26 protein-coding genes are annotated in these 23,984 nt (G+C 60.6%); 12 read left to right on the forward strand and 14 right to left on the reverse strand.

Features of this window, described 5'->3' with window-relative positions; all coding sequences use genetic code 11:
* Positions 1–245: 245 nt before the first annotated feature.
* From IVB27_RS02025 to IVB27_RS02050, 6 genes are all read right to left on the reverse strand, one after another.
* Positions 246–1,013 carry a hypothetical protein gene (locus IVB27_RS02025; RefSeq protein ID WP_247440994.1) on the reverse strand — a complete coding sequence of 256 codons (768 nt, stop codon included), beginning with the start codon at positions 1,011–1,013 and terminating at the stop codon, positions 246–248.
* Positions 1,003–3,267, reverse strand: a complete 2,265-nt coding sequence (locus IVB27_RS02030) for a succinoglycan biosynthesis protein ExoP (RefSeq protein ID WP_247440996.1) — start codon at positions 3,265–3,267, stop codon at positions 1,003–1,005. Before IVB27_RS02030 ends, IVB27_RS02025 begins: the two co-directional genes overlap by 11 nt.
* 280 nt (positions 3,268–3,547) lie before the next feature.
* Positions 3,548–4,174, reverse strand: a complete 627-nt coding sequence (locus IVB27_RS02035; RefSeq protein WP_247440998.1) for a hypothetical protein — start codon at positions 4,172–4,174, stop codon at positions 3,548–3,550.
* Between the two features lie 138 nt (positions 4,175–4,312).
* Complete coding sequence (locus IVB27_RS02040) at positions 4,313–5,797, reverse strand: O-antigen ligase family protein (RefSeq protein WP_247441000.1); 1,485 nt, start codon at positions 5,795–5,797, stop codon at positions 4,313–4,315.
* Positions 5,798–5,825: 28 nt separating this feature from the next.
* Positions 5,826–6,476 (reverse strand): hypothetical protein, encoded by a 651-nt coding sequence (locus IVB27_RS02045; protein ID WP_247441002.1) that lies wholly within the window; start codon positions 6,474–6,476, stop codon positions 5,826–5,828.
* Positions 6,477–6,568: 92 nt separating this feature from the next.
* Positions 6,569–7,771: a polysaccharide biosynthesis/export family protein gene (locus IVB27_RS02050; protein WP_247441004.1), complete on the reverse strand. Its 1,203-nt coding sequence runs from the start codon at positions 7,769–7,771 to the stop codon at positions 6,569–6,571.
* Positions 7,772–8,035: 264 nt separating this feature from the next.
* On the opposite strand from IVB27_RS02050, the gene IVB27_RS02055 reads away from it, so the two are divergent.
* The 3 genes from IVB27_RS02055 (at position 8,036) to IVB27_RS02065 (ending at position 10,408) form a co-directional block, all read left to right on the forward strand.
* On the forward strand, positions 8,036–8,629 hold the full coding sequence (locus tag IVB27_RS02055) for a hypothetical protein (RefSeq protein WP_247441005.1): 594 nt from the start codon (positions 8,036–8,038) through the stop codon (positions 8,627–8,629).
* Between the two features lie 74 nt (positions 8,630–8,703).
* Positions 8,704–8,979: a hypothetical protein gene (locus IVB27_RS02060; RefSeq protein WP_247441007.1), complete on the forward strand. Its 276-nt coding sequence runs from the start codon at positions 8,704–8,706 to the stop codon at positions 8,977–8,979.
* Between the two features lie 160 nt (positions 8,980–9,139).
* Positions 9,140–10,408 (forward strand): hypothetical protein, encoded by a 1,269-nt coding sequence (locus IVB27_RS02065; RefSeq protein WP_247441009.1) that lies wholly within the window; start codon positions 9,140–9,142, stop codon positions 10,406–10,408.
* A gap of 10 nt (positions 10,409–10,418) precedes the next feature.
* On the opposite strand, the gene IVB27_RS02070 is transcribed toward IVB27_RS02065, so the two are convergent.
* Positions 10,419–11,045 (reverse strand): transglutaminase-like cysteine peptidase, encoded by a 627-nt coding sequence (locus IVB27_RS02070; RefSeq protein ID WP_247441011.1) that lies wholly within the window; start codon positions 11,043–11,045, stop codon positions 10,419–10,421.
* Positions 11,046–11,238: 193 nt separating this feature from the next.
* On the opposite strand from IVB27_RS02070, the gene IVB27_RS02075 reads away from it, so the two are divergent.
* Entirely contained in the window at positions 11,239–11,976 is a 738-nt protein-coding gene (locus tag IVB27_RS02075; protein WP_247441013.1) for a metallophosphoesterase family protein, read from the forward strand.
* Between the two features lie 60 nt (positions 11,977–12,036).
* Positions 12,037–12,699 (forward strand): hypothetical protein, encoded by a 663-nt coding sequence (locus tag IVB27_RS02080; protein WP_247441015.1) that lies wholly within the window; start codon positions 12,037–12,039, stop codon positions 12,697–12,699.
* A gap of 46 nt (positions 12,700–12,745) precedes the next feature.
* On the opposite strand, the gene IVB27_RS02085 is transcribed toward IVB27_RS02080, so the two are convergent.
* A complete protein-coding gene (locus IVB27_RS02085; protein ID WP_247441016.1) occupies positions 12,746–13,213 on the reverse strand; it encodes a hypothetical protein in 468 nt (155 codons plus the stop codon).
* Positions 13,214–13,302: 89 nt separating this feature from the next.
* On the opposite strand from IVB27_RS02085, the gene IVB27_RS02090 reads away from it, so the two are divergent.
* From IVB27_RS02090 to IVB27_RS02100, 3 genes are all read left to right on the forward strand, one after another.
* Entirely contained in the window at positions 13,303–13,683 is a 381-nt protein-coding gene (locus IVB27_RS02090) for a hypothetical protein (protein ID WP_247441018.1), read from the forward strand.
* 162 nt (positions 13,684–13,845) lie between these two features.
* Positions 13,846–14,208: an Ig-like domain-containing protein gene (locus IVB27_RS02095; protein ID WP_247441020.1), complete on the forward strand. Its 363-nt coding sequence runs from the start codon at positions 13,846–13,848 to the stop codon at positions 14,206–14,208.
* A 770-nt stretch (positions 14,209–14,978) separates the two neighbouring features.
* Positions 14,979–16,184, forward strand: coding sequence for a hypothetical protein (locus tag IVB27_RS02100; RefSeq protein ID WP_247441022.1), 1,206 nt, complete (start codon positions 14,979–14,981; stop codon positions 16,182–16,184).
* 39 nt (positions 16,185–16,223) lie between these two features.
* Here the strand turns inward: IVB27_RS02100 and IVB27_RS02105 are convergent, their stop codons facing one another.
* The 3 genes from IVB27_RS02105 to IVB27_RS02115 all read right to left on the reverse strand — a co-directional run bounded on the left by IVB27_RS02105 (position 16,224) and on the right by IVB27_RS02115 (position 17,455).
* Entirely contained in the window at positions 16,224–16,502 is a 279-nt protein-coding gene (locus tag IVB27_RS02105; protein WP_247441024.1) for a hypothetical protein, read from the reverse strand.
* A 206-nt stretch (positions 16,503–16,708) separates the two neighbouring features.
* Positions 16,709–17,125: a hypothetical protein gene (locus IVB27_RS02110; protein WP_247441026.1), complete on the reverse strand. Its 417-nt coding sequence runs from the start codon at positions 17,123–17,125 to the stop codon at positions 16,709–16,711.
* Between the two features lie 42 nt (positions 17,126–17,167).
* Positions 17,168–17,455 (reverse strand): hypothetical protein, encoded by a 288-nt coding sequence (locus IVB27_RS02115; RefSeq protein ID WP_247441028.1) that lies wholly within the window; start codon positions 17,453–17,455, stop codon positions 17,168–17,170.
* Between the two features lie 1,075 nt (positions 17,456–18,530).
* Here IVB27_RS02115 and IVB27_RS02120 point away from each other — a divergent pair.
* The 3 genes from IVB27_RS02120 to IVB27_RS02130 all read left to right on the forward strand — a co-directional run bounded on the left by IVB27_RS02120 (position 18,531) and on the right by IVB27_RS02130 (position 21,052).
* Positions 18,531–18,704 carry a hypothetical protein gene (locus IVB27_RS02120; protein WP_247441029.1) on the forward strand — a complete coding sequence of 58 codons (174 nt, stop codon included), beginning with the start codon at positions 18,531–18,533 and terminating at the stop codon, positions 18,702–18,704.
* A gap of 231 nt (positions 18,705–18,935) precedes the next feature.
* The gene (locus IVB27_RS02125) at positions 18,936–20,528 is read left to right on the forward strand and encodes an EAL domain-containing protein (protein WP_247441031.1); all 1,593 of its coding nucleotides are present in this window, start codon (positions 18,936–18,938) and stop codon (positions 20,526–20,528) included.
* 158 nt (positions 20,529–20,686) lie between these two features.
* Positions 20,687–21,052, forward strand: a complete 366-nt coding sequence (locus tag IVB27_RS02130; RefSeq protein ID WP_345946813.1) for a VanZ family protein — start codon at positions 20,687–20,689, stop codon at positions 21,050–21,052.
* 42 nt (positions 21,053–21,094) lie between these two features.
* Here IVB27_RS02130 and IVB27_RS02135 read toward each other — a convergent pair whose 3' ends face one another.
* Both IVB27_RS02135 and IVB27_RS02140 read right to left on the reverse strand, forming a co-directional pair.
* On the reverse strand, positions 21,095–21,541 hold the full coding sequence (locus IVB27_RS02135; protein ID WP_247441035.1) for a CHRD domain-containing protein: 447 nt from the start codon (positions 21,539–21,541) through the stop codon (positions 21,095–21,097).
* A gap of 157 nt (positions 21,542–21,698) precedes the next feature.
* Positions 21,699–21,914: a hypothetical protein gene (locus IVB27_RS02140; RefSeq protein ID WP_247347300.1), complete on the reverse strand. Its 216-nt coding sequence runs from the start codon at positions 21,912–21,914 to the stop codon at positions 21,699–21,701.
* A gap of 509 nt (positions 21,915–22,423) precedes the next feature.
* Between IVB27_RS02140 and galE the strand changes: the two genes are divergently transcribed.
* Positions 22,424–23,416, forward strand: coding sequence for a UDP-glucose 4-epimerase GalE (gene galE, locus IVB27_RS02145; protein ID WP_247441037.1), 993 nt, complete (start codon positions 22,424–22,426; stop codon positions 23,414–23,416).
* A gap of 53 nt (positions 23,417–23,469) precedes the next feature.
* Here the strand turns inward: galE and IVB27_RS02150 are convergent, their stop codons facing one another.
* The gene (locus tag IVB27_RS02150) at positions 23,470–23,925 is read right to left on the reverse strand and encodes a hypothetical protein (protein WP_247441039.1); all 456 of its coding nucleotides are present in this window, start codon (positions 23,923–23,925) and stop codon (positions 23,470–23,472) included.
* Positions 23,926–23,984 lie beyond the last annotated feature (59 nt).

Genomic DNA, 23,984 nt, shown 5'->3' on the forward strand with positions numbered 1-23,984 from the left:
CGCGAGACGCCAACATCGTCATACGCGTCCCCGCGGCTGTGGCAAAGCCAAGGTCGCTGGCCGAAAGGAAGCTCGGAATGGTCGATAGTAGGACCCACGTACCGTAAATTTGGATGCCCCAGTGGAGGGCCAAGACCGGCACCAGAAAGAGCTGTATACCCGCGATTACGAGCTTATCGTAAGCGTTCGCCAGTACCCCTAGGCTCAACCGACGGAAGTTCAGGGAACGCTTCATCAATACACTCTCACCGTCTCCACAGGCGATCGTCGCGATCGACGCCAGGAATTGGTACCTTGAACCCGTCGCGCGATAGACGGCGGGCTAAGCTTTCTCGGCTGGCGACATCGGTCTGTTCTAATCCCGCAAGGAGCGGCGCGCGATGTTCCCAGCCGATAGTGGTTAGGTTGGCCGCTGCTGCATCAATGAAGTCTGAGTCAACCAACTCAGAAAATTCGGTAACAACAGCCTTTTGGGTTATATCATTCAACAGCGCAAATACCGCCAGGGCCAGCCGATTGCGCCGAAGCGCAATCCAGCCTTCATGCGGGCCGGCAATATAGGACTTTTCGACAAGCCTGACATACGCAGGATCAAATCCGTTGCGGGCTGTGCCAACTGAATACAGCAACAGCCAAAGGAACGCATCAGATGGGGTGACCGAAAGCGCGGCCCTGAGCCTGCTCTCTGCGTCACTGATCTCGCGATCAAAATCCGAGCCGCTGCCCTGAGCCGCCACTTCGCCGGCACTTACTCCGATTAGCGCCTGGGCTCGATAATACTCCGATTGCACCATGCCGGGACGAGGAGCAGCTTCCATTTGCGAAAGCATCTGCGGCAAGATTTCCGGCTTAAAGCGCTCACCCGCTATGATCCGCGATGCAACGTTGTGTGCTGGCACCGTTAGCCAAAACGATGGCAGGGCAGCGTAAGACCAAATGACGCCTAGCAGACCGCACAGCAGAAATTGGCTGCGAAGGGTCGTTACTGCCAGCCAGTGACCGCTATTCGACATACCCATAACGGGCGTAGTATTTCTGATAGTAGTACCGGCCGTGGTAGGATTCGTACCGCGCCAGCGCCTTGGTGTCGGCCTTGTTCAGGACGACGCCGAGCAGCTTGTCGTGGATCTCCGGCGAGCCGCGCAGATTGTGCTTGACCACGTCGATCTTAGTCCTGCCCCACTCCACCACGAACACGTAGGAATCGACGAAGGACGACGTGACTCGTACGTCCACCACCGGCGCCATCGGTGGCATGTCCAGCACCACGTAGTCGAATTTTGATCGGAGCTCGGTAACCAGCGCATGCATCGCTTTCGAGGCAAGGATCTCGTTGGTGTGCAGCAGCTTTGAGGTCGTGCCGGCCGGCAGGATCGAGAGCTTGGTCTCGGGATCGACGACCAACGCGTCCTCGAGCCGGGCCTTTTGGCCGACCACGTCGACGAGGCCGATCCTGGCATCGGGCACCAGCGCGCGCGACAGGGACGGGTTGCGCAAATCGGCATCGACCAGGATGACACGCGCGCCGCCGTGCGCCATCAACTGAGCGAGATTGGTCGAGAGCGTGCTCTTCCCCTCGTTCGGCAGGGTCGAGGTGGTGGCCAGCACGCGGTTTTCGCGCACAATCGAGTTGAGATCTACCGCTACCTTCACCGAACGCACGGCTTCTGCGAAGCGCGACAGCGGGTTCTCGACGACGTAGCGCAGCAGGTCGGGCTCCGGATTGCCCTTCCGGGCGAGCTTGCCGATGTGCATTTTTTCGCCGAGCCCAAGGGTTGCGGTTGCGCCGAGCGCCGGCAGGATCGCGATGCAGTTCGCGCCCAGCAGTTCCTCGACCTGGCCGGTGGTGCGAAACACCTTGTCGGTGAGCTCGCGCGCCATCGCTGCGCCGAACGCCAGCATTAGGCCACCGAGCAGGCTGCCCGCCAAGACAATCAATGACTTCGGGGCACTCTTCACCAGCGGCGTTGTTGCCGCGCTGATCACCCGCGCCTCGGTGATCGGGAACGACTGCTGCTGCACGCTCTCCATGTAGCGCTGGAGGAAATTGTCATACATCGCCTGATAGGACTGCGCGGTGCTTTCGAGCTCGCGCAGCTGCACCTGCGCCTGGTTGGTGAGCTGGGATTCCGACACGACATTAGCGAGGCTTCCCTTGATGCTCTCCTCGCGGGTCAGCGCGATGTCGTAGTCGCTTTTGTAGGACTCCTGGATGCGCTTGAGCTCGTCCAGGATGTTCTTCTTGATCTCCGCCATCTGCCTACGCAAATTGACGGCCGCCAAGTGATCCGAGCCGTACTTCATCGCCCAGATCGATTCCTTGGAGCTCATGTCGACATATTGGCCGCGCAGCTTGACGATTGTGTCGTTCTTCAGCGCGTCGGCGACCGAGGCATCCGGAATCTCCTGCTTGAAGATATCATTCAAGCGGTCAAGCCGAGCCTTTGCTTCGGCGGTCGCCGCATGCGCCATGATGAGCTGGCTGTTGACCTCGGCGAGCTGCTGCTCGTTTATCAGCCCCTTGCCAGTGGCGATGATGTTGTTGGCGGTCTTGAAATCGACCACCGCCTTCTGGGCGGCGGAGGCTTGGGTGCGCAGCTCCTTGATGCGGTCCTGCAGCCAGACGCTGGCGCGGCGGGTCGCCTGATATTTTGCCTCGAGTTGATCGACGATGTAGGCGTCCGCGATGGCGTTGGCGACCCGCGCGGCCTTGGCCGGGTCCTTCGAGGTGTAGCCGATCTCCATGACATAGGTCAGCCCAAGCCGCTTGATGGTGCGGTTCTTCTCGAACAAGCCGAGCGCCTTACGAGTCTGCTCAAATTCAGACGCGGCAGGCCGATCAGAGAACAGGCCTGAGACGGCACCAATGATTGTGCCGAGCAGGCCGCCGCCCGAGCCGGTGAATTCGGGATCGTCAATGAGATGCAGGTCGCGGATCACCGCGAGGCTGATATTCTCGGATTTCAAAATCTCGACCTGGGTCTCAACCGTCGCCGAATCCACCGCGATATCGCCGAGCACCGATTGTTGCTGGAACAGCTGCACCTTGCGGGTGTCGATCACCATCGATGCGGTGGAGGTGAATTGCGGCGCGGCGGTGAAGAGATAGAGCAGCGCCAGGATCAGGCAGGCCGAGACGATCGCGACGATGGTCGGAAACTGCCGGCGGACGATCTCGACATAGGAGGTGAGCGTTTGCGCCGGCGTATTTTCGGCCTCGGCATAGTCGCGATTGATCTCCGACGAAGGCTTATTCACCTGCAGCATTGTGCAATTCCCAAAAGCAATCCGTTAAATACACAGGGATTGGAAGTCCGGCATCGCGGGCTCAGCGTTTCGCAAAGCGCTCGCACAAGAAAGAGACCGCACGCCAGAATAGCACGGCCTCAATGCAACCAGAACCGAATTGATGCAGCGCAATGCGCCAAGCCCCTGCCAATTCACATGAAGCTTAACGGCCGAAATGCAAAACGGCGCAATGAAGCGCCGCTTTGACTGGATCGCGAATAAGGCAGCCAAGAGGCTTTTGGCCTCCGGGCAAATACGGTCAGCGCGTGCTGATGCGGTTGGCGGCGTTGGTGGTGCCGGCCACGCCGCCCGAGGAGGCGCCGCCATTGACCTGGGTCGCATAGTGCAGGCCGCCGAACGTTGCGAGGGTCCCGCCCGGTCCGCCGTTCGCAAAACCGCCCGCTCCCGTGGGGCCGCCCGCGCCGGAGCCGCCGCCGCCCGCGCCACCGCCGGTCGCCGCGATCGCGACGTCGCCGGTTGCGGCCTGATAGGCTGCGATCACGTCGGGGTTGTTGGTGCCGGCGATCGCGGCCTGAATCTCATTGGCGAAAGCCTGGTCGGCTACCGCGGCCATGCGGGCGAGCTGGGCGAGGCCAGCCGTAATCGCGCGGACCTGGTCCTTGGTGGTCGCGGGATCCTTGAGGAGCGCGATCAGGGTCGGAAGCGTGGTCGGATCAGACGCGCCGAAGTCGCGCACGCGCGAGATCAGCTGCGCACCGGCCGGATATTGCGTCAACAGCGTCCCTGGTGTCGCCTTGAACTCGGAAATGACCTGCGGCGGCAGCTGGCGCTGCGGCGGATAAACGGCGGCGCTTGCGGCGCTCGAAATCGTCGCGGCAAGGGCCGCGGCCGCAGCCATGCGAAGCGCAATCTTGATAACGCTCATAATAAATCTCCAAAAAACGGCTGCCCACTTTACGTCCTCGGCCCGGGCAAATGGCTGTGCAGTGCTGGAACCTAGCGGAAGACCAAACCGCTGTCCACTTATTCTAAAGACTTCGTAAACGGCGCAACTGCTTCAAAACTAGACAGTTTTGTGAAGCTCGCGGGCGCGGCGAAGGCCCCGCGCAGGCCGCGTCCGGCGCCCCTGCTCGTCCGGTGCAGCGATCGCCTCGCCTTGCGCTCGCGCCGCCTCGGTCGAGCGAAACGATTGCGCCAGGCCCGCCCCGAAAAGCGCAAAGAACGGAATGGAATAGCCGGGGATCTGGAGCGTGAAGTCCAGGCAGGAATGCAGCAGCGACAGGCTCGCGGTCGCCGCTGCCGCCAGCGGGATGATGGCGTCCCGCCGCCGGGCGAATACGCCGCGGCTCAGGATGACGAACATGACCGCCCATGCGGCCGCCACCAAAAGCGCCATAGGGATGCCGACGTCGGAGGCGAGCTCCAGCGGCGTGGAATGCGCGATATCCCAGATTCCGCGAATCGAGATGTTGGGGCTGCGGTAGGGCGGGAAGGCCCATTGGAAGGTCCCCATGCCGGTCCCGAACCAGGGATTGTCGGCGATGATATGAAGCGTGGATTTCCAGGCCTCGATGCGGCCCTCGTCGACCAGCCCCTGGCTGTCGAACCTGCTGGAGACGCGGCCGCCGAGCAGCTGCATCAGGCCGAGCGCCACCACCACGCCGGAGCCGAGCGAGATCCAGATTCCGGTTCGCGGCGGCAGGTCCTTGCGCAGGAACACCGTGAAGGAGGCGATCATCGCGAGCAGCGACAGGCTGACGCCGGCGCGCGAGCCGGTCATGAACATCGCCATCAGGCAAATCAACAGCGCTCCGAGATGCGGCAGGATCTGGCGCGGCGGGAGCTCGGCCACGTGGCGCGACACGCGCTTCCACTCGATGTGCCGCTCAGGCAAGCGCCGGCGGACATCCTCCAGGATCAACAGCATCCAGATCACCGCGCAGGAGCCGAAATAGGCCGCGGCCGTGTTGCGGTTGATGAACGTGCCGGTGACGCTGCCCATATAGGCCGTCTTGTCCCGCCACAGGATCATGGTGGGCTCGATCAGGAACGAAGCGACGCCATAAAGTGCGTAAAGGCTGCCGGAGACGGCGATGACCCAAAGCAGACGTCGGGCGCGCTCACGCTGGGCACCGACGGTGATGCCGAGGAGGATCGCCAGAATGTTGGCGAGCGGCGCGCCCAATGCGAAGAACGCCTCGTTCTTGACGATGGACGCCGACGGCGCAATCGGCACGCCCAGCAGGTCGGACGCCTGCTTCCAGATCGGATTGAATGGCGCGATCCAGGGATGATCGGATAGCTGTTCATGCAGCACGAAGGCGTATCCGGCCACGATCACCCCGATGCCCGCGATCATCCAGAAATGGGGGCGGCGCAAGTCGCGCGTGGGCGCCACTATCAAGGCGAGGCCCAGGCACAGGCACCAGAACGCGATCGAGAGGTCGTTGGTCGAGCCGAACGGGAACGGCGCGCCGGCGGCGACGAAGAACAGGATGAAGGTCGCAGGCCAGCTCCACGACCAACGTATATGGGGAAGAAGGCGCATCGTCGGTTAGCCGGCCTTGGCTCTAGCTCTAGAGGAAACAATCGATCGGATAGATCTTCAGATCCACGTTCAAGCGGCTGTTTCGAGTCTGCGCCCGGAAGCCATAGAACAGCCCCAGGTTATCACTCCCCTGATCGAGCTTTATTCCAGGGGTTAATTCGTCGGGCGGCACCAGATTGCCTATGTGACGGTTAATGCCGGATATCTCGATACGCCCCACCCCCTCGCCGAAATGCCCGGCGAGTTGAGTGACCGTCACCTTGGGCAGGCCCCGCCGCTGATGGCAGACCTCCTCCTCCCATAGCTTTGTTTGTTGGACGAGAGGTTTGCCCGCTCCCTCGGGCACAACGATATCCGGAAAGGACGGGTGCAGCATCCCGAAGAACCGGCTCTCCTTGGAATTCGCCGATAGCCGGACTGTGAATGAAACTTCGCCCTTGGCACCCCGAAGGCGCTGAAAGATCGGCGCGTCGGGCTCGGCAGAGACCACTACATCGATCCGGTGGCGTACTCCGAACTCCCCCGTCGCACCGGCAGCGTGATCGAACAGAACAGGCCCCCCGATGATGAGGGTCAGAAAACGCCAGAATGCCTGCCGTCCAAACCGCATTGACGCCCCTCGCAACACTGCGGGGTAACCGATGATCGGCACGCCTTGCTCAGTGGTGCCTTGATCCATAACCCGAACAGGGCCGCCTTGATTGCTAAACGAAAATGGCACCGGGACAAAGCCCCGGTGCCATCGGATGTCGTGGATCAGGTTGGCCCCGCCTACGGCGCCAACTTGATGTTGTTGCGGAAGATCAGCGCATCGTTCGACAGATTCACCGCATCGCTGCCGGTCGCCATGATCACCCTCAGGAAGGTGAGGAATTTGGCAGTTTCGACGTTGCGCGAGTTCGAGACGTAGATCACGTCGCCATTCTTCATCATGACCTTGGTGGCGAGGAAGAAACCACCCGGATCGCGGAAGTTCACGTTGAAGATGACCGGGACCGTCTCAGAGGTGTACTTGCTGACGTCGATGCCAAGCTGGGCAGCAACCTCACGCGGCTCGCGGCGATAGAGAAACACCGCAGCCGGATCGGCTTGACCATCCAAAAGACCGCCGGCCTTGCCGACAGCTTCGCCGAGGTTGATGCGCCAGGCATCGAAGTTAAACTCGCCACTCTGCCCGCTGGCACCGAACGCCAGGAACTTCTGCTGTTCGCGATAGACATAGACGCTGTCGTCCGGACGAACATAGATGTTGTTCTCCGGGCTCATGACCAGGTTTTCGAACGGCACTGTCGCTCGCTTGCCGCTTCGCTCGAGCATGACCCAGGTCTCGAAGCCTTGGCCCTTGATACCGCCTGCGCGCGTAATCGCGTCGAGCACCTTGTCTTTTGCACCCGCGGCGCTCGCCGGATAACGCGCCGGTGCATTGACTTCGCCGAGCACGCTGATGAGTTGGGTTCTCTGCGACGACATGGCAACGACCACCTGCGGCTCGATAGCGCGATTGGCAATCTTCTCGACGATCGCACGTTGGATCGCGACCGCCGTGAGGCCGTTGGCCTTGACCTGACCGGCGTATGGCACCGTGATGAAGCCGTCATTGTCGACAGCCTGGTCCGGGATCGTCACGAAGTTACCCGGACGGACACCTGCTTCGGCCGGGATGAACAGACCACCCGCCGCGGCTTCGAAGATGGTGACGCTGACCACGTCGCCGATCCCGAACACGATGCTGGCCGGGGGGCGCTTGTCCGTGAACGCCCCTGCAAGCCCCTTGGGCTCATGGGTGTGGAGGATCTTCACGGTGGCGGGGTTGAGCGGCACCAACTCGTAGGCCGGCGCATTTTCCGTCTGGATCTTGTTGTTAACGTCATCCGTTAACGGCCCCGAGCCGGGGTTCGTTGAACACGCCCCAAGCGCCAAAGCGACCGCTAGAAACGCCGGCTTAAATAGATAAGTTCTGGCAAAGGAATGCATGAATCGCGCCCTATAGTCCCCAATTACCCTCGATTGGTACGGCGGAGTGGGCGGTGCGGCAAGGGTTCCCAAGTGGTTAACGGTGCGATCGGTCGCCTACTGTTGCGTGCGGGCAACTCTTTGGGGCTTAGTTTAACCCATTGTGACTATTTGTTGTATTTCGTGTGCACGGTCGGCAAGCAAACGCCCAAACGGCGGGCTCAGCGGTCCGAGCGACGGGCTTCTTGACCTTGCCTCCGTCTGCTAAAGCTGGACTCGATTGAGATGGGATTTCCCGTGTCTGGCCTCTTTCTGATCACACTGCTGACAGGTTCGCTCCTTGGTAGGGCGGGCACCGCGCATTGGCCGTCAGCCCCGGCCACTCCTTGCGCCGACAGCGCGCAATCCCCGTGTCAGGGGCCGCCCTTTGTTGAGGTGGCCACACCTGCTCCCTCCTCGGTCTGGAAATTCACCCGGACCCAAGGGACCAAGGAGGGCGAGAGCTTCGCCGCCATCGCCAAGACGGCCGACACTGCCCAATCGGATCCGGATTTTGCCGGCCTGATCGTTCGCTGCGCTCCGAAGGGCAAGGTGGACGTGCTGGTGGCCTTGATCCGGCCTTTCTCGCCAAGGAGCCACCCCAAGGTCACAATCACCACAGCAATGGGTGGCACCCTGACATTCGAGGCCAGCATGGCGGCGGCAGGCGCTGCAGTCCTCTTGCCCGACGAGGTCTCCGCCTTTGCCGCGGGCAAGTGGCAGACGACGCCCTCGCTTTCGGTGGTGGTCAAGGAAAGCGACAGCGAGATCAAGGGTATGGTGGCCCTGAACGGGCTCCGGGAGGCCTATCATTCGCTGCTGACAAATTGCGGCCAATAGGCAGAATTTAGCCATACAGCTTAAGGCTCTTTTTAGGGTGCGGAACCTAAGGTCCGGAGCACGGAGTGTTTCGGATGACCGAGCTTTTGATTTTCAGCTTTCTTACAGGCGCTGTGCTGGGCCAGCGCTTTCGGGTCTTGGTGCTTTTGCCATTGACCTTGGTCATGGGGCTCGCCGCCATCCCGGTTGGATTGATGGTCGATGTCAGCTTGCTTGAAGGCCTGAAGAACCTGGTGCTCGCGGCCGTTGCTCTCCAGGCCGGCTATCTCTTCGGCTCGGCCGCTCGCTTTGCCTTGGCCGCCGCTCGGGCCGGCCGCGTGTTTGCTCGGCCGGTCAACACCGTTCGCTGACCTCTTCGGCGGGACAATCAGGAGCTCGCCTGAGAACCCGCTGGGCAAAGCTTCGTTGCGTGCGAGGCTTTCCGTTCGTCGAGAGCAGACCTCTGTTTGAAAACCGATCGACGGCTTGTATGGTGCCCTGACCGGTTCAGGATTCCTTCGAGCGCGCTGTTTGTCCCTCGCTTATTTTGCCCTCATCGTCGCGATTGTTTCCGCTTCAGCTCTCGAAATTGCCGGCGCCAAATTCGGCGCGCAGCTCGGGATGATGGCTGCGGCGCTGAGCCTATTGGCAGCAGCCTTCAGCGCACGAAAGGCCGACTACGAGCACTATCTGCGTGCCACGGGGTGGGGCCACTGGGGTCTGATCGCCATTCCGCTTTTTATCGCAGCCCAGCTAGCGCCGCTTTGGCTCCGCTGGGCGCATCCGATCTGGGCGAGTGTTCAAGAGGCCTTAGGTGGCCTGCCATTTGGGCCGGTCACAGCCGACATCGGATTGACGCTGAACGCGCTGTTCTTGGCGCTTGCTGCTCTCTCTCTGGTCGGGGTTACGATCGTCGTGGTCCGCGACCGTGGCCGCGCCGAGCTGGTTCTATTTGTCTTGAGCGGAATAGCCACGGTCTGCGCCCTGGCTTTGGGTCTGAATCGGCTCTCGCCGGGACTTGTGGCCGCCGCCCCCTTCGACCTGGCGACAACCTTTGCCGGCCTCGGCACTATGCTGAATTTGGCCGTCATGCAGTTGGCCGCTGAGCGGGCCGAAACGCGTCACTCGCTCGTTCGCTCGATTGCGATCGGCCTTTGCGGTCTCGTGGGCGCTCTCGCAGGAGCTGTTGCGATCTTTGGCTTGTCCGGCACGAACAGCGCGATCGCGGCAAGCTTCGGTGTCGTGCTGATCTTGCTGATCCTTGTCATTCGCCGACTTGACCTGTCGCCCTTGGCTGCAGGCGCGCTGTCCGTTGCCGCATTGATCGGAGCGACCATCGTCCTGACCTTCCTCTTCGAGAAGAATTCCGGCTCCATCCTCTTGCGGCTTGTCCCGGATATAGGTGCTGAAACGAGAGCCGCGCTTGAACGAATGTTGGCCGACACCCGATGGTTCGGTGCGGGCGCAGGGACCTTTTCGGCCGTAGGCAGAATCTACCAGAGCGATTCCGGTGCGACTTTAACGGCGCCGTCAGCCGCGATGGCAATCTTTACGGACACGGGATGGATTGGCCTGGCTGCCGCACTACTGGTAGGCGTGACAGCTCTGGCGCGACTTTTCTTGGGCGCTTTGCAGCGCGGACGCGACTCGTTCTTCCCTGCGACGGCCGCGGCCTGCCTTCTCTTTGCGCTTATTCACGGCTTCGCCGGTCCGGGACTGCTGCGCCCGGCGGCGATCCTGTGCCTTTCGGTGATCGTGGGACTGGGATTGTCGCAGAGCGTCAGTCAGTCCTCACGATAGGCGCTGGTAATTAGACGTCGCGATCACCGAGTGAGGCCCAGTAAGTCGGGTTCTTGGGTGTCTGAATGCGAACCCAGCGATAGGACTTCTTCGACCACGGCAGGATGTGCCCGGTCAGGTTATCGAGCACGAGATCGCCGGAGGAGGTCCGCACCACGACCACGAGATGATGCTCACCCCAAGGCACCACGACCTCGCCGAGCAGCACCGACCGCGCCGGGAAACCCTTGGCGATCAGATCGTGGCGTTTTGTCACAGCGTAATCGTTGCAGTCGCCGCTCGTAGGATGAAGCAGCCATTTCTCTCCGCGCAACCCTTCCAGATTGGGCTCTGGCCGGATCGCGCTGTTGACCTGATGATTGACCTCCTGAAGTTGGGCCATACGCTCCGCCGTGAGTTTCAGACGCCCGCCCCTGAACACGATGTGCTGCGGTCGCGGCTTACACTCGTCCTTGTATTTCAGGCAAAAGATCGTGAACGCCATCGGCGCCAGCGTCGGCTGGTCGAACTTGATGTATTGCAGGGCACCGCGCAGCCCCAACGGCGCACCAACGAAGGCGGCCTTCGCGCTTTGCTGGACCCCAACGGCCACCACAACAGCGGCCACGGCCGCCAGGAACTTTGCAACTTTGCGCATGTCGCGCTCCCCGTTCTTGTTGAGGAGACGCTACGCGAGACGTCTTGAAATACGGCTCAAAGGCCGAGCGACCCTTTAATCAAAACAGCCGCGAGTCTGTTAGAAACAATTAAGAATACCGATATGTGACTTGTTCTGCTAAGAGCGATCACGACGTTCCGCTCGTGACGGCAGATGCGATTCGACCGACCTGATGGGCCTTTCCAAACGCTTTCGTAAAAATATTAAGCCGCGGCTTCCCGATGGCGTTCGTATCTATGCCATCGGAGACGTGCATGGACGGGCCGACTTGCTTCAGTCCCTCTTAACCGTCATCGACGCCGACCTTGCGCGCTCCGCTCCCCAACGAGCCATCCAGGTGTTTCTTGGCGATTACGTCGACCGGGGCCCGGACTCACGCGCCGTGCTTGACCTCCTGATCGAGCGCTCGAAGTCGCACGAGACCGTTTGCCTCAAAGGCAACCACGAGGTCTTCCTGCTCGAGGTCCTCAAGGACCCGGCACGCCTGCAGGAGTGGCGCCACTATGGAGGCCTGCTGACCCTTGTTTCCTACGGCATTAACCCGACGATGAATCCGACGGCTGAGGAGCAAATTGAGTTGATCGAAGGGTTGAGGCGTGCGCTTCCGCCGGAGCATCTTTCATTTCTTCAGCAGCTCCGCACCTCCTTTGTGTGTGGTGATTTCTTTTTTGTTCACGCCGGCGTCAAGCCGGGCATAGCCCTCGATCGTCAAAAGGAAGAGGATCTGCTCTGGATCCGCGAGGAATTTCTCGAGTCCGAGCGACGCTTCGGTAAATATGTCGTCCACGGTCATACCCCGGTCAGCGCTCCCGATATCCGCCCCAACCGGATCAACATCGACACCGGCGCTTATGCGACCGGCAACTTGACGCTCCTCACGATCCAAGGCGATAGTCTGCTGGCAATTTAAGACGATCGTAGAGCTGTCGGCCCACTCGGTCCGCCTCACCCGAATATTTCGAAGTCAATCATGAACCGCATGTTCCTGCTTCGCGTCATCGGCTTCTGCGCCGCAGTGCTCTTGCTGCTTCATGCAGGATTGGGATCCTACGGCGATCTCACGCGACCGAACTTTCGGGCGAGCGATTTATTCTTTGGCGAGATTCCGCCCGACAAGGCCATTGTAGCGACGTCGGCGGTACTGGCGACCTTTTCGTTCGATGGCGACTTGCTCGCGAACTACGCCGCAGCGAAAGCCGCGGACATTCTTCACCATCCCTCAGCCGATGCGAACGGCCGAGCGACCGAGAACAAGGCGGCCCAAGGCGCTGTGGTTGCAGCCTTGAAAGTATCTCCGATCCGTCCCGCGCTATGGCTTACGCTCGGCACGCTGAAAGCTCAATCCGGCGAGCCGGTAACGCCTGCAGTGAAAATGTCTTACCTGGCCGGAGCCGTGCCGATGGCCGTTGCCTTCTCCCGGGTCCAAACCGTAACGTCGAGCGCGGCCGCAGCCGACGACGAGATCAAGCTGCTGGCGCAATCGGACATTCGCTCGGCGCTGGCCCACCGCTCTAGTTACGAGCCGCTCCTGATCGCGGCCTACGTGCAGGCAACGCCACAAGGCAAATCGCTGCTTCTGGAGGCCGCGCAGGTAAACGATCCTAAGTTCAATGAGATCTTGCGGCGGTATTAAATCGAGGGCGCCCTTGCGCGGCTTGGCTTAGGCTGCCAGACGCTCCTCAGCGCACCGATTTCGGATTAACTGGCACAAAATCCTGTTCGCCACGCGGTTGATCCGATCGCCCCTGGTAGACGAACATGCCCTTCTTGGTGGCGATGATGTCGCCTCGCTGCAAGCTCTCGTCGTTGAGGATGCGTTCGGTTGCGACGATCTCCGGATCTTCCGGGACCGGCTTGTACACTTCCGGGTGCTCCCGCCGCTCGCGCGAGACCTCTTTGGCCCGTCGCCGTCCGTCTTCGATCCGCTGCCGCCATTCGTCGCGCGTCAGTTCGAGCTCACTTGGCGGAAGGTAGTCATTGAGTGAGGGCTCCGGCTCTGTCTGAGCAAGACAGGAGTGCGCACAGGTTAGGCAAAGGGCGAATCCACCAGCAATGATGGCCGCTCGAGACAGCGCCACAAACTGCCTTGCGTAAGTCAGTGAGTGGTCACGCCGAACGGCTCGCACCCCAATAACTCCAAAGACCATCTCCTCCCCTGCAGTCTATACCTTTGCCGATTGCAAGACAGCCAATTCACAGGCAACCTTTGTGCTTTAGTTCGCGAGGATTTCAGCCCGTGGTCCGCAGCATTGCTTTCTTGGCTCTCGTCATCTGGTTAGGGACTCAGTCTGCGTCTGCAGGTCCGATCGAATACCCGCAAGTCATCCATACGCAATACGAAGCAGTCGATCAGAAAGCCGGTGGTCACTTCGTTCTGTGGTCCGAGCGTGAAAAGATTTTCTATGGCCTCGACCAGAAGCTTTTCCCGGGAGCCCGGTTTGTCGATATCACCCAGGTTACCCCGAGCGTCGGTTCGATCACGCTAGTGCGGACGGTCAGCAGCACCAGCTCGGACTATTTGTACTTGGCGGGAAATGTCCGCTTCCGCGTCAGCGGAATGACCCTCAAGTCCAGCAACTTCCCCGCCGGCGGCGGGATGACGCCCAGCGGGCAGTAGCCAGCCGGCCGCTCAGGCTGCGTCACAGCGATGATTGCAGGCGTCCGCCGGCGCAGGGTCGATGGCCGTCTGGCAAGTCCTTAGGTCTAAGACCTCATTAGCTCATCGATATTAATCTCGAACACTCCGCTCACGGGGTTGCCGAGAATGTGCCAGAGACCAATGTTGCTGCTGGGTGCCTGCATCGCAGCTTCCTTAATATCCCCCATGGCGGCTCAAGCGAGCCCGCTTTGCGTCAAGGAGCGGACGCGGTTTGCTCTATCAGAGGATACGGTGAAGTGGATGATGACGGTCCAGCCTGGCGCGGACTGCATCCAGGGACTGCGTTGGTCGTATATGCAAATCTCCAACGTGTCGGTCGTGAGCGGACCATCACACGGACAGCTGGCGGTGGTTGGGTCCGGCTTTCGATATTCGGCGAAAGCCGAAACGCCGGGCACCGATAGATTTACCCTTCTGATCTCGGGCAAGAACCGTCATGATGCCGGAACGTCGATGCTGGAGGTCGAGGTAAATCCCCCATAGCCCGGCTTATGCTTCGATTATCGCCGGCTCGACCCGCTGCCCCGGGTCCTGCTCCCGTAATAGGGGCGAGCACGCCCTCCGTTGGTCCGGGGCGCCTGAATCTGGCTCGGAATGTTTGGCGTGGCCGTGCTCGGCGAAGGCTGCGACGGATTGACGATAATCACGTTGCGATTGGGCGTAGACGGATCATTGACCCCCTGGGCCCGGACGCTTGGGGCCCACGTGCTTGCGGTCACAAGAAGGGCAACTGTGGTCAAGACTAATCGTTTCATGAGATATCTCCCGAGCGAGAATGTCGGAGAGGCGATCACCGTTCCTTCACGGTTGCTTGGGTCGTCATTGCCGAGGCACTGCGATCAACTTGCCGTCCCTCCAGACCCCCTGCGCCGCCGTCCCGCTCGGCAGCGTACCCGGCGCCAGGTTCCGGACGGCTGTCGGTCGTGAGGCGCTCTGGGCCGTTTGGGTCTTCTTCGTAGGTGAGGTCACGATGCTGGTGCTCGTCAAATTGGCCTTGTCCTTGGTCCCTTGTGCAAAAGAAGGTTGCACCAGAAGAGCCACAAACGTGAGTGCTATGAGACCGTCGCGCATGATCAAAATACCGGAAAGAGGAACTCGTCGAACTGTCACAGCTTTCTGCCTAAAAGCAAGCCCCCGAAGCTGGTGCGACAAGGGCTCTTGCAAGCTGGCGATCAGAGCGGCTTTCGCAGCGATGGATTTGACGCGGAAAAGCCTAGCGAAACTGCCTATTCCGGGTTACTTGATCGGCCTTGATGACTGACCCCAGCGACACTGCCGCCGGCGCTCCAAATACGCACGCTATCAAGGCCGGGTTTGTGCGTCTACTGTCCGGGCGGATTCGCGACATATCCCGCGACCCGCGGCAGATCCGCGAGATCGTGTACGAGCAGGCCCGCATCAAGCTCCTGGAACAATTCACCCATGGCGACGCACGGGAATCCCGCGAGGTCCAGCAAGTGCTGGAACGCGCCATTCGGGAGGTTGAGCTTTCATTTGAACGCGGCGCTCCTGAGCGCGACGCGCTGTCCGCAATGCCGGAGTCGGCGCTAGACGTCGCTTCGCATCAGTCGCCGCTCAGTCCCCCGACTCCCGTTACGAATCTGGCGCCCGTTCAGAAGCTTGCGGAAACATGGTCCGGTTCTGTCGCACCGCCAAGACCGCCCGACCAGTCCTCGCGAAGCGGCATCATCAACTCCCTCATCCGATTAGCCGCCATCCTGGTCATCATTGCCGGCGCCAGCGCTGCAGTTACTTATTGGCCGCGGTTGAGGACACAATTCGTCGCATTGTGGCAGTCCGCGACGCTGTCCAAGCGCACCTCGACAAGCTCCGAGCCTCAACCCACCGTCGCTGTGACTCCATCTAGCGGTGAGAACGTCGAACGGACACCGGATCAACCGAAGGAGCCGGCGACGGCTGCGCAACCCTCGATGCCGTTGCCGACAACCTTCGGCGTCTACGCCCTGAGCGACGGCCAGCTCCAGGAGCTCAAGCCGGTCCCGGGAAAGATCCCGGACCGCCGTGTCGCGATCTCAGCCGCAATCAACACGCCGAGCGCGACGACGCTGACAAGCGGAGATGTCAGCTTCATTGTGTTCAGGTCCGACGGTGGTGTCGATGCAACCGGGACCGAGGTTCGGGTGGTCGCAAAAGTCTCCCGAGCGATGGGCGTCGATGCAACCGGGAAAGCGGCCATGGTCACCGCCGGCGACACCTGGGTCATTCGCAGCATGTCCTACCCTTACAAAGTAGGTCCGGTCGAGGACCAGCCGAGAATGCTATCGCTGCAGCCGGAGCAGGACGGCTTTACGCTTTCGCCGGGTCGCTACGTCGTGGTGGTCAAAGGTATGGGTTATGACTTCACCGTGGCCGGGACGCCGACTGATCCCAACCAATGCGTCGAACGCATTAATGCAACGAACGGCGCGTTCTACTCACCTTGCCCGCCACGACGTTAAAGCGCGACGGGATTGGATGAATCATCATCGCGTCTCCGTTTATTTATTGGCTTTGTTGTCCTTCGGCGTGTCCGCTGGACCGTCGTCGACCTTGCCATTGTTCGCGACGCATTTGCTGAAATAGTCGCGCCGCTCCTTGGCCGTCCCCTTGCTGCTACCTGCAGCGGGATTGCCGATCTGTTTTGGCGGAAAGGCCTTGATCAATGCAGCATCACATGCGCGCGCCACTTCAACGGTAACGGCCGAAGCCGTTACCGGCGCGGCAAAAGCCAATACAAATGCCAATCCGATCAACTTCTGCAAATTTCCGAGGGGCACCTGGCTCGCTCCTTCAATCCGTCCGAGAACGCTGGTGGGAACCATATCAAAAAGGACAGAGGAGCCAAACATCAAACAGAGCCGATTGGACCCATGCTTGGATTCACTTCCCGGGCCGCAGAGCAGTCGACCTGAGGAATCTGCCCTGGCTTGTTGCCGCCGAGATCCTGAACCGGGGAACGACGCCGTTGCGGAACCACCGGTTGCTAGCTGTTGAGCTGCGGCGGCTTGAAATCAGGAAAGCGAGTGAGCATCGCGGCCTTGACGAATTTCAGGTGCGAGATCGTGCTCGCCAGCTCCTTCAGCCGGCGCTGGCCGTTCGAGATATCCGCGGCAAACAGATCCTGATGGTAGTTGTCGAGCGGCTCCCGCTCCAGATATTCATCGGTGCCGTTGCCGAAGGTGACGGACGCACGCGCCAGCGCATCGTCGACGCGCCGGTTGAGGCCGGCCTGCTCCCTTTCCGCCTCCTGCAGGGCGGCATCGAGCGCTGTTATCACCGCGTCGATCCGCACCCGATCGGTCTCGGCGTCACGCTCGGTGGAGCGGGCCTTGAAGCCCTTGTCCTCGCGGCGGAGGTTGAGAAGATTGTGTGCGCGTGCCCTCAGGAACAGCTGGAACATTTGGGCCATCCCACTTCTGGCTTTCTAAGCCGCTACCATCGGTCAGACGTAGTTAACAAAGGCTGAATTTTCCGCCTGCTCTGCCCGGCTCTGCGCTATCCACACCCGCCAGGCCCCTTCGTGCTTGGAATAAAGCTCAAGCCATCGGATTTCGCCGGTTGCGACGGCCTCTGCGCTCCCACGCTCGATCACCGAATGATCAGCATTCATCGATGGAAGGTCCAGCGCTTCAAATTCCGCCGTCTCGTCGAGCGAAAGGCCGATCAGAACACGATGCCCTTGCCGATCGACAAAATACCTGCGTGGCGCATTGCGCCCTTGATCAATCATTGCGACGGCCCTCACTGAGGATCCAAGGACCTCGAAGATTTTTGAGCCGCCGACTATAGGTACGAACAAAAGCAATCAAGAGCAGGACGCAAATTGTCATGCCCAGCAACGCAATCAGATACGCCATCTACGCCTACCCCGCAAATCGCGGCAGCTGAACTCTCGCAATCAATTGGCCCATTTCTAAGCGACTGCTCCAAAGCTCACAAGGACTGCGACAAATTAACCTAATCGCACATGGTTATTTCGTGCGCCGCAGTGATCGAGACCAAGTCAGATCGATCCATCGCCGGGATATCGCGCCGGTCCTTACCATCACTATGGGCGCTGGCTTCGGCCGACGCCCATCGAGGCCGGAGTATAGGGCGCATACAGGCGATACCGCGCTGATCGCTTGCGGGAGCGCCAGGCCCGCACACCGTAACCACAGCAAAAACCTGCTGCAAAAATCGAAGCCAAAACCAGGATCGCTGCCATTTGGAATATTCCCACGTTTTTCTGGAACGTTCCTCCCTGAGTATTTCAGCTTGTCGTTGTGACGACATCAAGATCGGCGCCGCTGAAAGTTTTGCCAGACGAAGATGAAGTTTGTGCAACGTGTTGCTTGAAGATTGATCGTCACGTGAGAGAAACGGGCTCAGGCCGCGAGGATAGCTGATGTTGCCCGAACTTGATGCAACGATGATGTCAACCCCGGTTCACCTCAGGGAGTCCAATCCGGGACTGCTTTCGCGCATCGCGCCGTCGCCCTGTCTATGCCTTCAGTATAGTGACGGACCATCTGTAGTGGATCGGGTTCATCTGCGATCCGCTGGAAGATATCGCCCGCTACTTACGATCGCGGCTTTGTTAAGCGAAAGCTCCGTGGTTATACGGTGCGGCGCGCGCCGATTTTTATCGCGGTAAGGTTGAGCGGTTAGCTTAACCCGCAGAGTTTGTTGCGAAGTCTCACCAATTGCTTATCCATCGCCTCACCGGGCTCCCCAAGCCCGGCCCCACCCAAGCAAAGCCGCCGAGCGAACATGGGTCCGCTTGGCGGCTTTGTCTTTGTGTCGACGAGAGGATGATTTCGGTTATGGCGCGCAAGCCCTGGTCGTTCAAAGAGGACCGCCGGTTGATGGAGTTGGCTAAGTCTTCGACTTCGCTGGAAGAGGCGGCGAAACAGCTCGGGCGCACGCCTGACGCAGTCAAGCGGATGGCTTTGCGGCTTGGTCTTTCGTTGAAGCCGAAGTCAGGCAAGAAGGTCTAGCCTCGGAAGCAGGCGATGTTCTTTCGACGGGACCGAGCCGACCTCTACGCCTGGCTCCTCGACTACGTCTTCGCGCCAAGTAGCTGGGTGTCCTGTTCCCTTGCTGGTCGCGATCGCTCATTAGCTAATCGTTTAGATTCATCGCCGAGCCGCAAAGTACCGTTAAACCCTATCTTAGCCCGCGCTAGCTAGGATCGAGCCTCTAACCCTCCTGGATTCCGTCTGAACCGGATGAGATTGCAGCGACCGAACCTCCCGTTTGCGGCGCTCGTGCTTGCGAGCACGTTGACGTTTGGGCTGGCGGGCCATTTCGCTGCTGAGGTCGTCATTGGCCACCAGCAAGCGCATCAGCTCAACGAGTTGACCGAGGTCGTTCTGCGGCGCTCCGAAGCTGCGGTCGATTTTGCCGCTGACAGCCTGGACGAGCTCGCGAGGCGGGAGCTTGCCAGCTGCGAATCCGGGGCATTGCAGGCGATCCGGCTCCACGTCTACCAGCGCTCTGCGATCAAGGACGTCCGGCTCGTCAATCCGGATGGCTCGGTGATCTGCTCGGCCTATTCCGAGACGCTAGAGTTCGACAAGGGATGGGTGGATCGCCGCGACATGCTGTCTTCCCGCGATAAGAAGCTCATGCTGTTCCGCGTTGAGCAGTTCGGCGGCGACGCATTGGGAGTGCTCAGGGACATCAAGGGCAGCTCAGCCCTGGTCGCCATTGTCGGCATCAATGCCAGCCTGTTCGACATCATGCCCGCCGAATTGCGCGCGCACAGCGAAGTCGTCCTCGCCTTGAGCAACGGCGAAAAACTCGGCGAATTCCAGACCGACGCCGGCAGCGCCTTGCCGCAACCGATCAGTTTCGAGAGGAATTCCACCCAATTTCCGTTCCATACCACGATCCGGCTCGATCACGCGGTCCTTTCGAGCTGGAACAACGAGGCTTACTGGCCGACCCTCGCTGTTGCGCTCGGACTTGGCGCCATCTTTGGCATCTTGCTGGCACGAAGCCGCCGCATGGAAGGACCTGTCGCCGATCTCGATCGGGCACTGGCAGCTGGCGAATTCACACCATATTATCAGCCGATCTTCGACCTCAGGACCGGTCGGATCAACGGCTGCGAAATCCTGGCTCGCTGGCTGCGCCGAGATGGTTCGGTGGTCCCGCCGATGAACTTTATTCCACTCGCCGAATCCAGTGGACGCATCCAGGCGATGACCTGGCATATCTTGCGATCGGCGCTCGCCGACCTTCAGCCATTGCTGACGGCGGACAAGAATTTCAAGCTGTCCCTGAACGTCGTGCCCAAGCACCTCCTGGATACAGGCTTTGTTGAAACGCTGCGCCGTACGGTCCTGACGGCCAAGGTCTCCGCGCGCCAGATCATGGTCGAAATCACCGAACGCGGCGAGCTTGACGATCTCGCGCGCGCCGCGGCCGTCGTAGCCGAACTGCGGGAGCACGGCTTTCGCGTCGCGATCGACGACGTCGGCGTTGGCCATAGCGGATTGTCCCGACTGAAGGGCCTTGGCGCCAACACGATCAAGATCGACAAGTTCTTCGTGGACACGATCGCCGTGGACGCGTCAACGGCAACGATCGTGGAAATGCTGGTAGCGCTCGCGAGGGACCTCAATATGTCCGTGGTCGCAGAAGGCATCGAGACGGAGGAGCAGCTCCGCGCGCTGGTCTCCGCCGGCGTAGAGGAAGGACAAGGTTATCTCGTTGCGGCGCCCCTACCCTTTGCGAGATTCAGCAACCTGGTCGACTCCCTTCGCGCGGCGCAGGCAGGCGCGACGCTCTCCGACGACGCGGCTATGGTGGCCTGACTGTTGCGGAAGCATTTCTCCTTCCTCGAGATAATGTTTGGCTTCCAAGCGTTTCCTCTAAACATTCCTGCGCCAGCCGCGGCTCGATGGCGGCAGAGAATTTAACGATATTTTCGGCTTTCGAACCAGACGGACGACCAACCTTGTATGTTGGCGTGATGCGCAGGAACCACCTCTTTGCAGCCGCAAGCATCTGCCTTGCGCTCATCGTCTACGCCACCCTGGCGAGGCTCGCGGGAAGACCCGCGCTCATGGGGCATCACGAGGCTTATTGGGTCGTCGTGATCGAGCGCTTCAGCGCCTATGGGCTGCTCGGATTTCTGCTTTCCTTCCTGCTACCGGGCCGGTTCGCTTTGGCCTGCTCTCTGGTTATCACGGTCGCCATGGGGCTGGAGCTCTTGCAAGCGTTCACACCCGACCGGGATCCCGGCTTCCTTGACGTGCTGCAAAAAGCGGCAGGAGGCACCGTCGGGGTTATGCTCGCCCAGATGATCTTGGCGTTCTTGCCCAGACCGCCGTCCTAGCATCGCTCGACCAAGACGACCGGTGAGACGCGCCAGCTGAACTTACTTCGTCATCTGGCCGCGCAACTCGCCGCCCGGGTTCGCCGCCGTGTGGATGTTGGCGTACCACCTTCCGGCCAGCAAATCTGCGGCCTGCGCGTCGGTGAGAGTGGCGCTGCCTTGGATGGGGCTTTGCACCGTCTTGAACGGCAGCACGATGCCGGCGTTCTTGCCCGCCTCCACGGGACCGTGGAAATGAGCTCCCATCGCCGGACCCGTCAGGCCGGCATAGGTGACCGCATAAGTCAGAGTTTTCGCCTCGGTATCGTAGGTCGCTTCTGCCTTGCCCGAGCCGGACGAGGTGTTCGGAGGCACCTCATTGCTGCCTTTGAGATCGGCCTGCAGCTTCACGACCTCTGCATTTGCCGATGTGGCCATCGAGATGACCAGCCCACCCAGCATTGCCGTCCCCAACAGTGTCACGCAGACCCGATAGTTGGCTTTCCTCATCGCCCCCTCCTGCGGGCTCTTTGGCCCGTCGCAGTTGGAACACCGGCCCCAGCCGGAAAGTCCAGATGCAGATTTATGCCTGATTCGAGATAACCATCGCAGGAATCTCGGCTCCCGGTCACATAGCCTATCCTGATAGGGGGCAGTGTCCGGCGGTTCAAGCTGCCCCACGCCTGCCGAGGACCTCGTTCGGCACCAGGAGCTCGGCCATCTGGCGATGCGTGGCCTGGAGCGCCTCAATGGCGCTGTCGAGATCAAAATCGGACTCGCGCACAGACGCGAAGAACTTGGCCGTCAGCGCCAGATCGAGTTTGACGCGTGTTGTGCCATCGCGGCTTTTGCGACGGTCGAGCGACAAATGAATGGCCCGCATTCGGGCTTCGGCGGGCGTGCACCCACTAAGTGCCGCGAGTTCGCTATATGTCATCCATATTTGTGGCATGGTTCCGTCCGTCTTTTTGCACAAGCAACAATCTAGTTTTCGTGCCTAAAAGTAATGTTGCCGCGTTGCGGTCACCGGCCGCATTTCGCAATGATAGAGTCAACGCTAGGCTAAGACGAAGAACGGCAAGAATGCCGAAGCTACCACCGGGTTGCATACAGCGAATATCGCTCTATGCTCATCTGATTGATCCACCATCAAAACGAGGGCCGATGGTATTGGGCCAGATCACTTCGATAGCCCTTCCCTGGGTCACGTCAGTTCCGGGGGAACCACTCGGTATCCTCTGGTCTTCTCCACCACTTTTGGCCGACGACGTATGGGCCGATTTCGCCGGGAGGCCCCGAATGGCTCACAATTGCGCTGCTCGTGCGTTGTGCGGATTCGTTGCTGGCGAGGGTCGTCTGGATGTTGGTTGAGTTCGCTTTGAGGTACCAGGCATGACCGACAGACCGACCATCCTCGTTACAGGAGGCGCGGGCTATATCGGCTCGCATGCTTGCCGCGCACTGACTGCGGCCGGCTATCAACCCGTCGTTTATGACAATCTGTCGACAGGTCATCGCAGCTTCGTTGCCGGCCCAATGGTCATCGGAGACCTGCTCGACGGAGCGGCGCTGGCGCGCGCCTTTGCCGAGCATAAGATCGCGGCAGTGATGCACTTCGCGGCCGCGAGTCTCGTCGGCGAGTCCATGACGGACCCGCAGAAATATTACATCAACAATGTCCAGGGCACGCTGTCGCTGTTGCAGGCTATGCGCAACGCAGGCTGCCGCCGCATCGTGTTCTCCTCGACCGGCGCCGTCTACGGTAACGCAGATTCCAAGGAGCTGCCGGAGGATTTTCCCTGCGCGCCGATCAATCCCTACGGTGCATCGAAATGGATGATCGAGCGCATGCTCGCCGATTACCGGTCGGCTTACGGCTTCGGCGCGTTCTGCCTGCGCTATTTCAACGCCAGCGGCGCCGATCCAGCGGGCGGCATCGGCGAGCTGCGTGACAACGAGACCCATCTCATTCCGCGCGCCATGATGGCGCTCCAGGGCCATGCCGACTTCGCATTGTTCGGCGACGACTACGACACGCCCGACGGCACCGCGATCCGCGACTACATCCACGTTACCGACCTCGCGGCGGCGCATGTCGCGGCGCTGAAGCTGCTGGAAGAAGGGCACGCCGGTAGCAGCTTCAATCTCGGCACCGGGTCCGGATTCTCGGTGCGAGAGATCTTGACTGCGATCAGGCAGGAGACCGGGCGCGAGGTGCCTCACACCGTCAAGCCGCGCCGCGCTGGCGATCCCACCTATCTCGTCGCGGACCCCTCTGCTGCGCGAAAAGTTCTAAACTTCTTGCCGCGTCACTCCGACCTGTCCACCGTGATCCGCACTGCCTGGGCCTGGCACCAAAAGGCCCATCCGCTTAAACAGTCCTGACATGCTTCGGTCGGCCGCCGTCAAAAGCCAGTCGCAGCAGGTGAAAAGGCAATCTACGGACGATTCCGCTCTGGTCCGTGCGATCCCGGCGTGAACGGACGGCGCGGCCGTGAACGGCTGTCGAGGCCCTTGGGCAATTTGTCATTGAGCTTCACGACCGCGCATCGGGCATCGCTAACCGGAGCATCCTCCCGGCTGTAGATCAGCGTCGCCTCGAACGTCACATCGGGCGCTTCTCTGGCCGTTCCCGAGCAGGTCGCCATCGCACCGCTGCACACGCCCGAGAGCTTGAGCTCGACCTCGTCAGGCCCGAACACGGTCGGCGGCCCCTCGGCATGTCGCCGCGTGGTCAGAACCGCCGTGAAGCGCTGCTCCTCAATTCGATAAGAGCCGTCGTAGGTGAAGAAGCTGTCGCTGCCGGAGATTCGTCCCTCCGCCAGATGCACGACACCGGTGCCCTGACCGCGCGGGGTCCTGAACCAAGCAGCGTATTTGCCGTCCTTCAGCATGAAAACATCCGTCCTGAAATTCATTCACCCCTATGTGCGACCAACTCTAGGGCGCGACA

Origin of the sequence: Bradyrhizobium sp. 197 (assembly GCF_023073375.1) — a bacterium.
GTDB lineage: Bacteria > Pseudomonadota > Alphaproteobacteria > Rhizobiales > Xanthobacteraceae > Bradyrhizobium.

What these genes read in the sequence shown, in the direction of transcription:
- IVB27_RS02025 (WP_247440994.1), bottom strand. Translation starts at nt 1,013, where the DNA reads ATGTCGAATAGCGGTCACTGGCTGGCAGTAACGACCCTTCGCAGCCAA.
- IVB27_RS02030 (WP_247440996.1), bottom strand. Translation starts at nt 3,267, where the DNA reads ATGCTGCAGGTGAATAAGCCTTCGTCGGAGATCAATCGCGACTATGCC.
- IVB27_RS02035 (WP_247440998.1), bottom strand. Translation starts at nt 4,174, where the DNA reads ATGAGCGTTATCAAGATTGCGCTTCGCATGGCTGCGGCCGCGGCCCTT.
- IVB27_RS02040 (WP_247441000.1), bottom strand. Translation starts at nt 5,797, where the DNA reads ATGCGCCTTCTTCCCCATATACGTTGGTCGTGGAGCTGGCCTGCGACC.
- IVB27_RS02045 (WP_247441002.1), bottom strand. Translation starts at nt 6,476, where the DNA reads ATGGATCAAGGCACCACTGAGCAAGGCGTGCCGATCATCGGTTACCCC.
- IVB27_RS02050 (WP_247441004.1), bottom strand. Translation starts at nt 7,771, where the DNA reads ATGCATTCCTTTGCCAGAACTTATCTATTTAAGCCGGCGTTTCTAGCG.
- IVB27_RS02055 (WP_247441005.1), top strand. Translation starts at nt 8,036, where the DNA reads ATGGGATTTCCCGTGTCTGGCCTCTTTCTGATCACACTGCTGACAGGT.
- IVB27_RS02060 (WP_247441007.1), top strand. Translation starts at nt 8,704, where the DNA reads ATGACCGAGCTTTTGATTTTCAGCTTTCTTACAGGCGCTGTGCTGGGC.
- IVB27_RS02070 (WP_247441011.1), bottom strand. Translation starts at nt 11,045, where the DNA reads ATGCGCAAAGTTGCAAAGTTCCTGGCGGCCGTGGCCGCTGTTGTGGTG.
- IVB27_RS02075 (WP_247441013.1), top strand. Translation starts at nt 11,239, where the DNA reads ATGGGCCTTTCCAAACGCTTTCGTAAAAATATTAAGCCGCGGCTTCCC.
- IVB27_RS02080 (WP_247441015.1), top strand. Translation starts at nt 12,037, where the DNA reads ATGAACCGCATGTTCCTGCTTCGCGTCATCGGCTTCTGCGCCGCAGTG.
- IVB27_RS02085 (WP_247441016.1), bottom strand. Translation starts at nt 13,213, where the DNA reads ATGGTCTTTGGAGTTATTGGGGTGCGAGCCGTTCGGCGTGACCACTCA.
- IVB27_RS02095 (WP_247441020.1), top strand. Translation starts at nt 13,846, where the DNA reads ATGTTGCTGCTGGGTGCCTGCATCGCAGCTTCCTTAATATCCCCCATG.
- IVB27_RS02100 (WP_247441022.1), top strand. Translation starts at nt 14,979, where the DNA reads ATGACTGACCCCAGCGACACTGCCGCCGGCGCTCCAAATACGCACGCT.
- IVB27_RS02110 (WP_247441026.1), bottom strand. Translation starts at nt 17,125, where the DNA reads ATGTTCCAGCTGTTCCTGAGGGCACGCGCACACAATCTTCTCAACCTC.
- IVB27_RS02115 (WP_247441028.1), bottom strand. Translation starts at nt 17,455, where the DNA reads ATGATTGATCAAGGGCGCAATGCGCCACGCAGGTATTTTGTCGATCGG.
- IVB27_RS02120 (WP_247441029.1), top strand. Translation starts at nt 18,531, where the DNA reads ATGGCGCGCAAGCCCTGGTCGTTCAAAGAGGACCGCCGGTTGATGGAG.
- IVB27_RS02125 (WP_247441031.1), top strand. Translation starts at nt 18,936, where the DNA reads ATGAGATTGCAGCGACCGAACCTCCCGTTTGCGGCGCTCGTGCTTGCG.
- IVB27_RS02130 (WP_345946813.1), top strand. Translation starts at nt 20,687, where the DNA reads ATGCGCAGGAACCACCTCTTTGCAGCCGCAAGCATCTGCCTTGCGCTC.
- IVB27_RS02135 (WP_247441035.1), bottom strand. Translation starts at nt 21,541, where the DNA reads ATGAGGAAAGCCAACTATCGGGTCTGCGTGACACTGTTGGGGACGGCA.
- IVB27_RS02140 (WP_247347300.1), bottom strand. Translation starts at nt 21,914, where the DNA reads ATGCGGGCCATTCATTTGTCGCTCGACCGTCGCAAAAGCCGCGATGGC.
- galE (WP_247441037.1), top strand. Translation starts at nt 22,424, where the DNA reads ATGACCGACAGACCGACCATCCTCGTTACAGGAGGCGCGGGCTATATC.
- IVB27_RS02150 (WP_247441039.1), bottom strand. Translation starts at nt 23,925, where the DNA reads ATGCTGAAGGACGGCAAATACGCTGCTTGGTTCAGGACCCCGCGCGGT.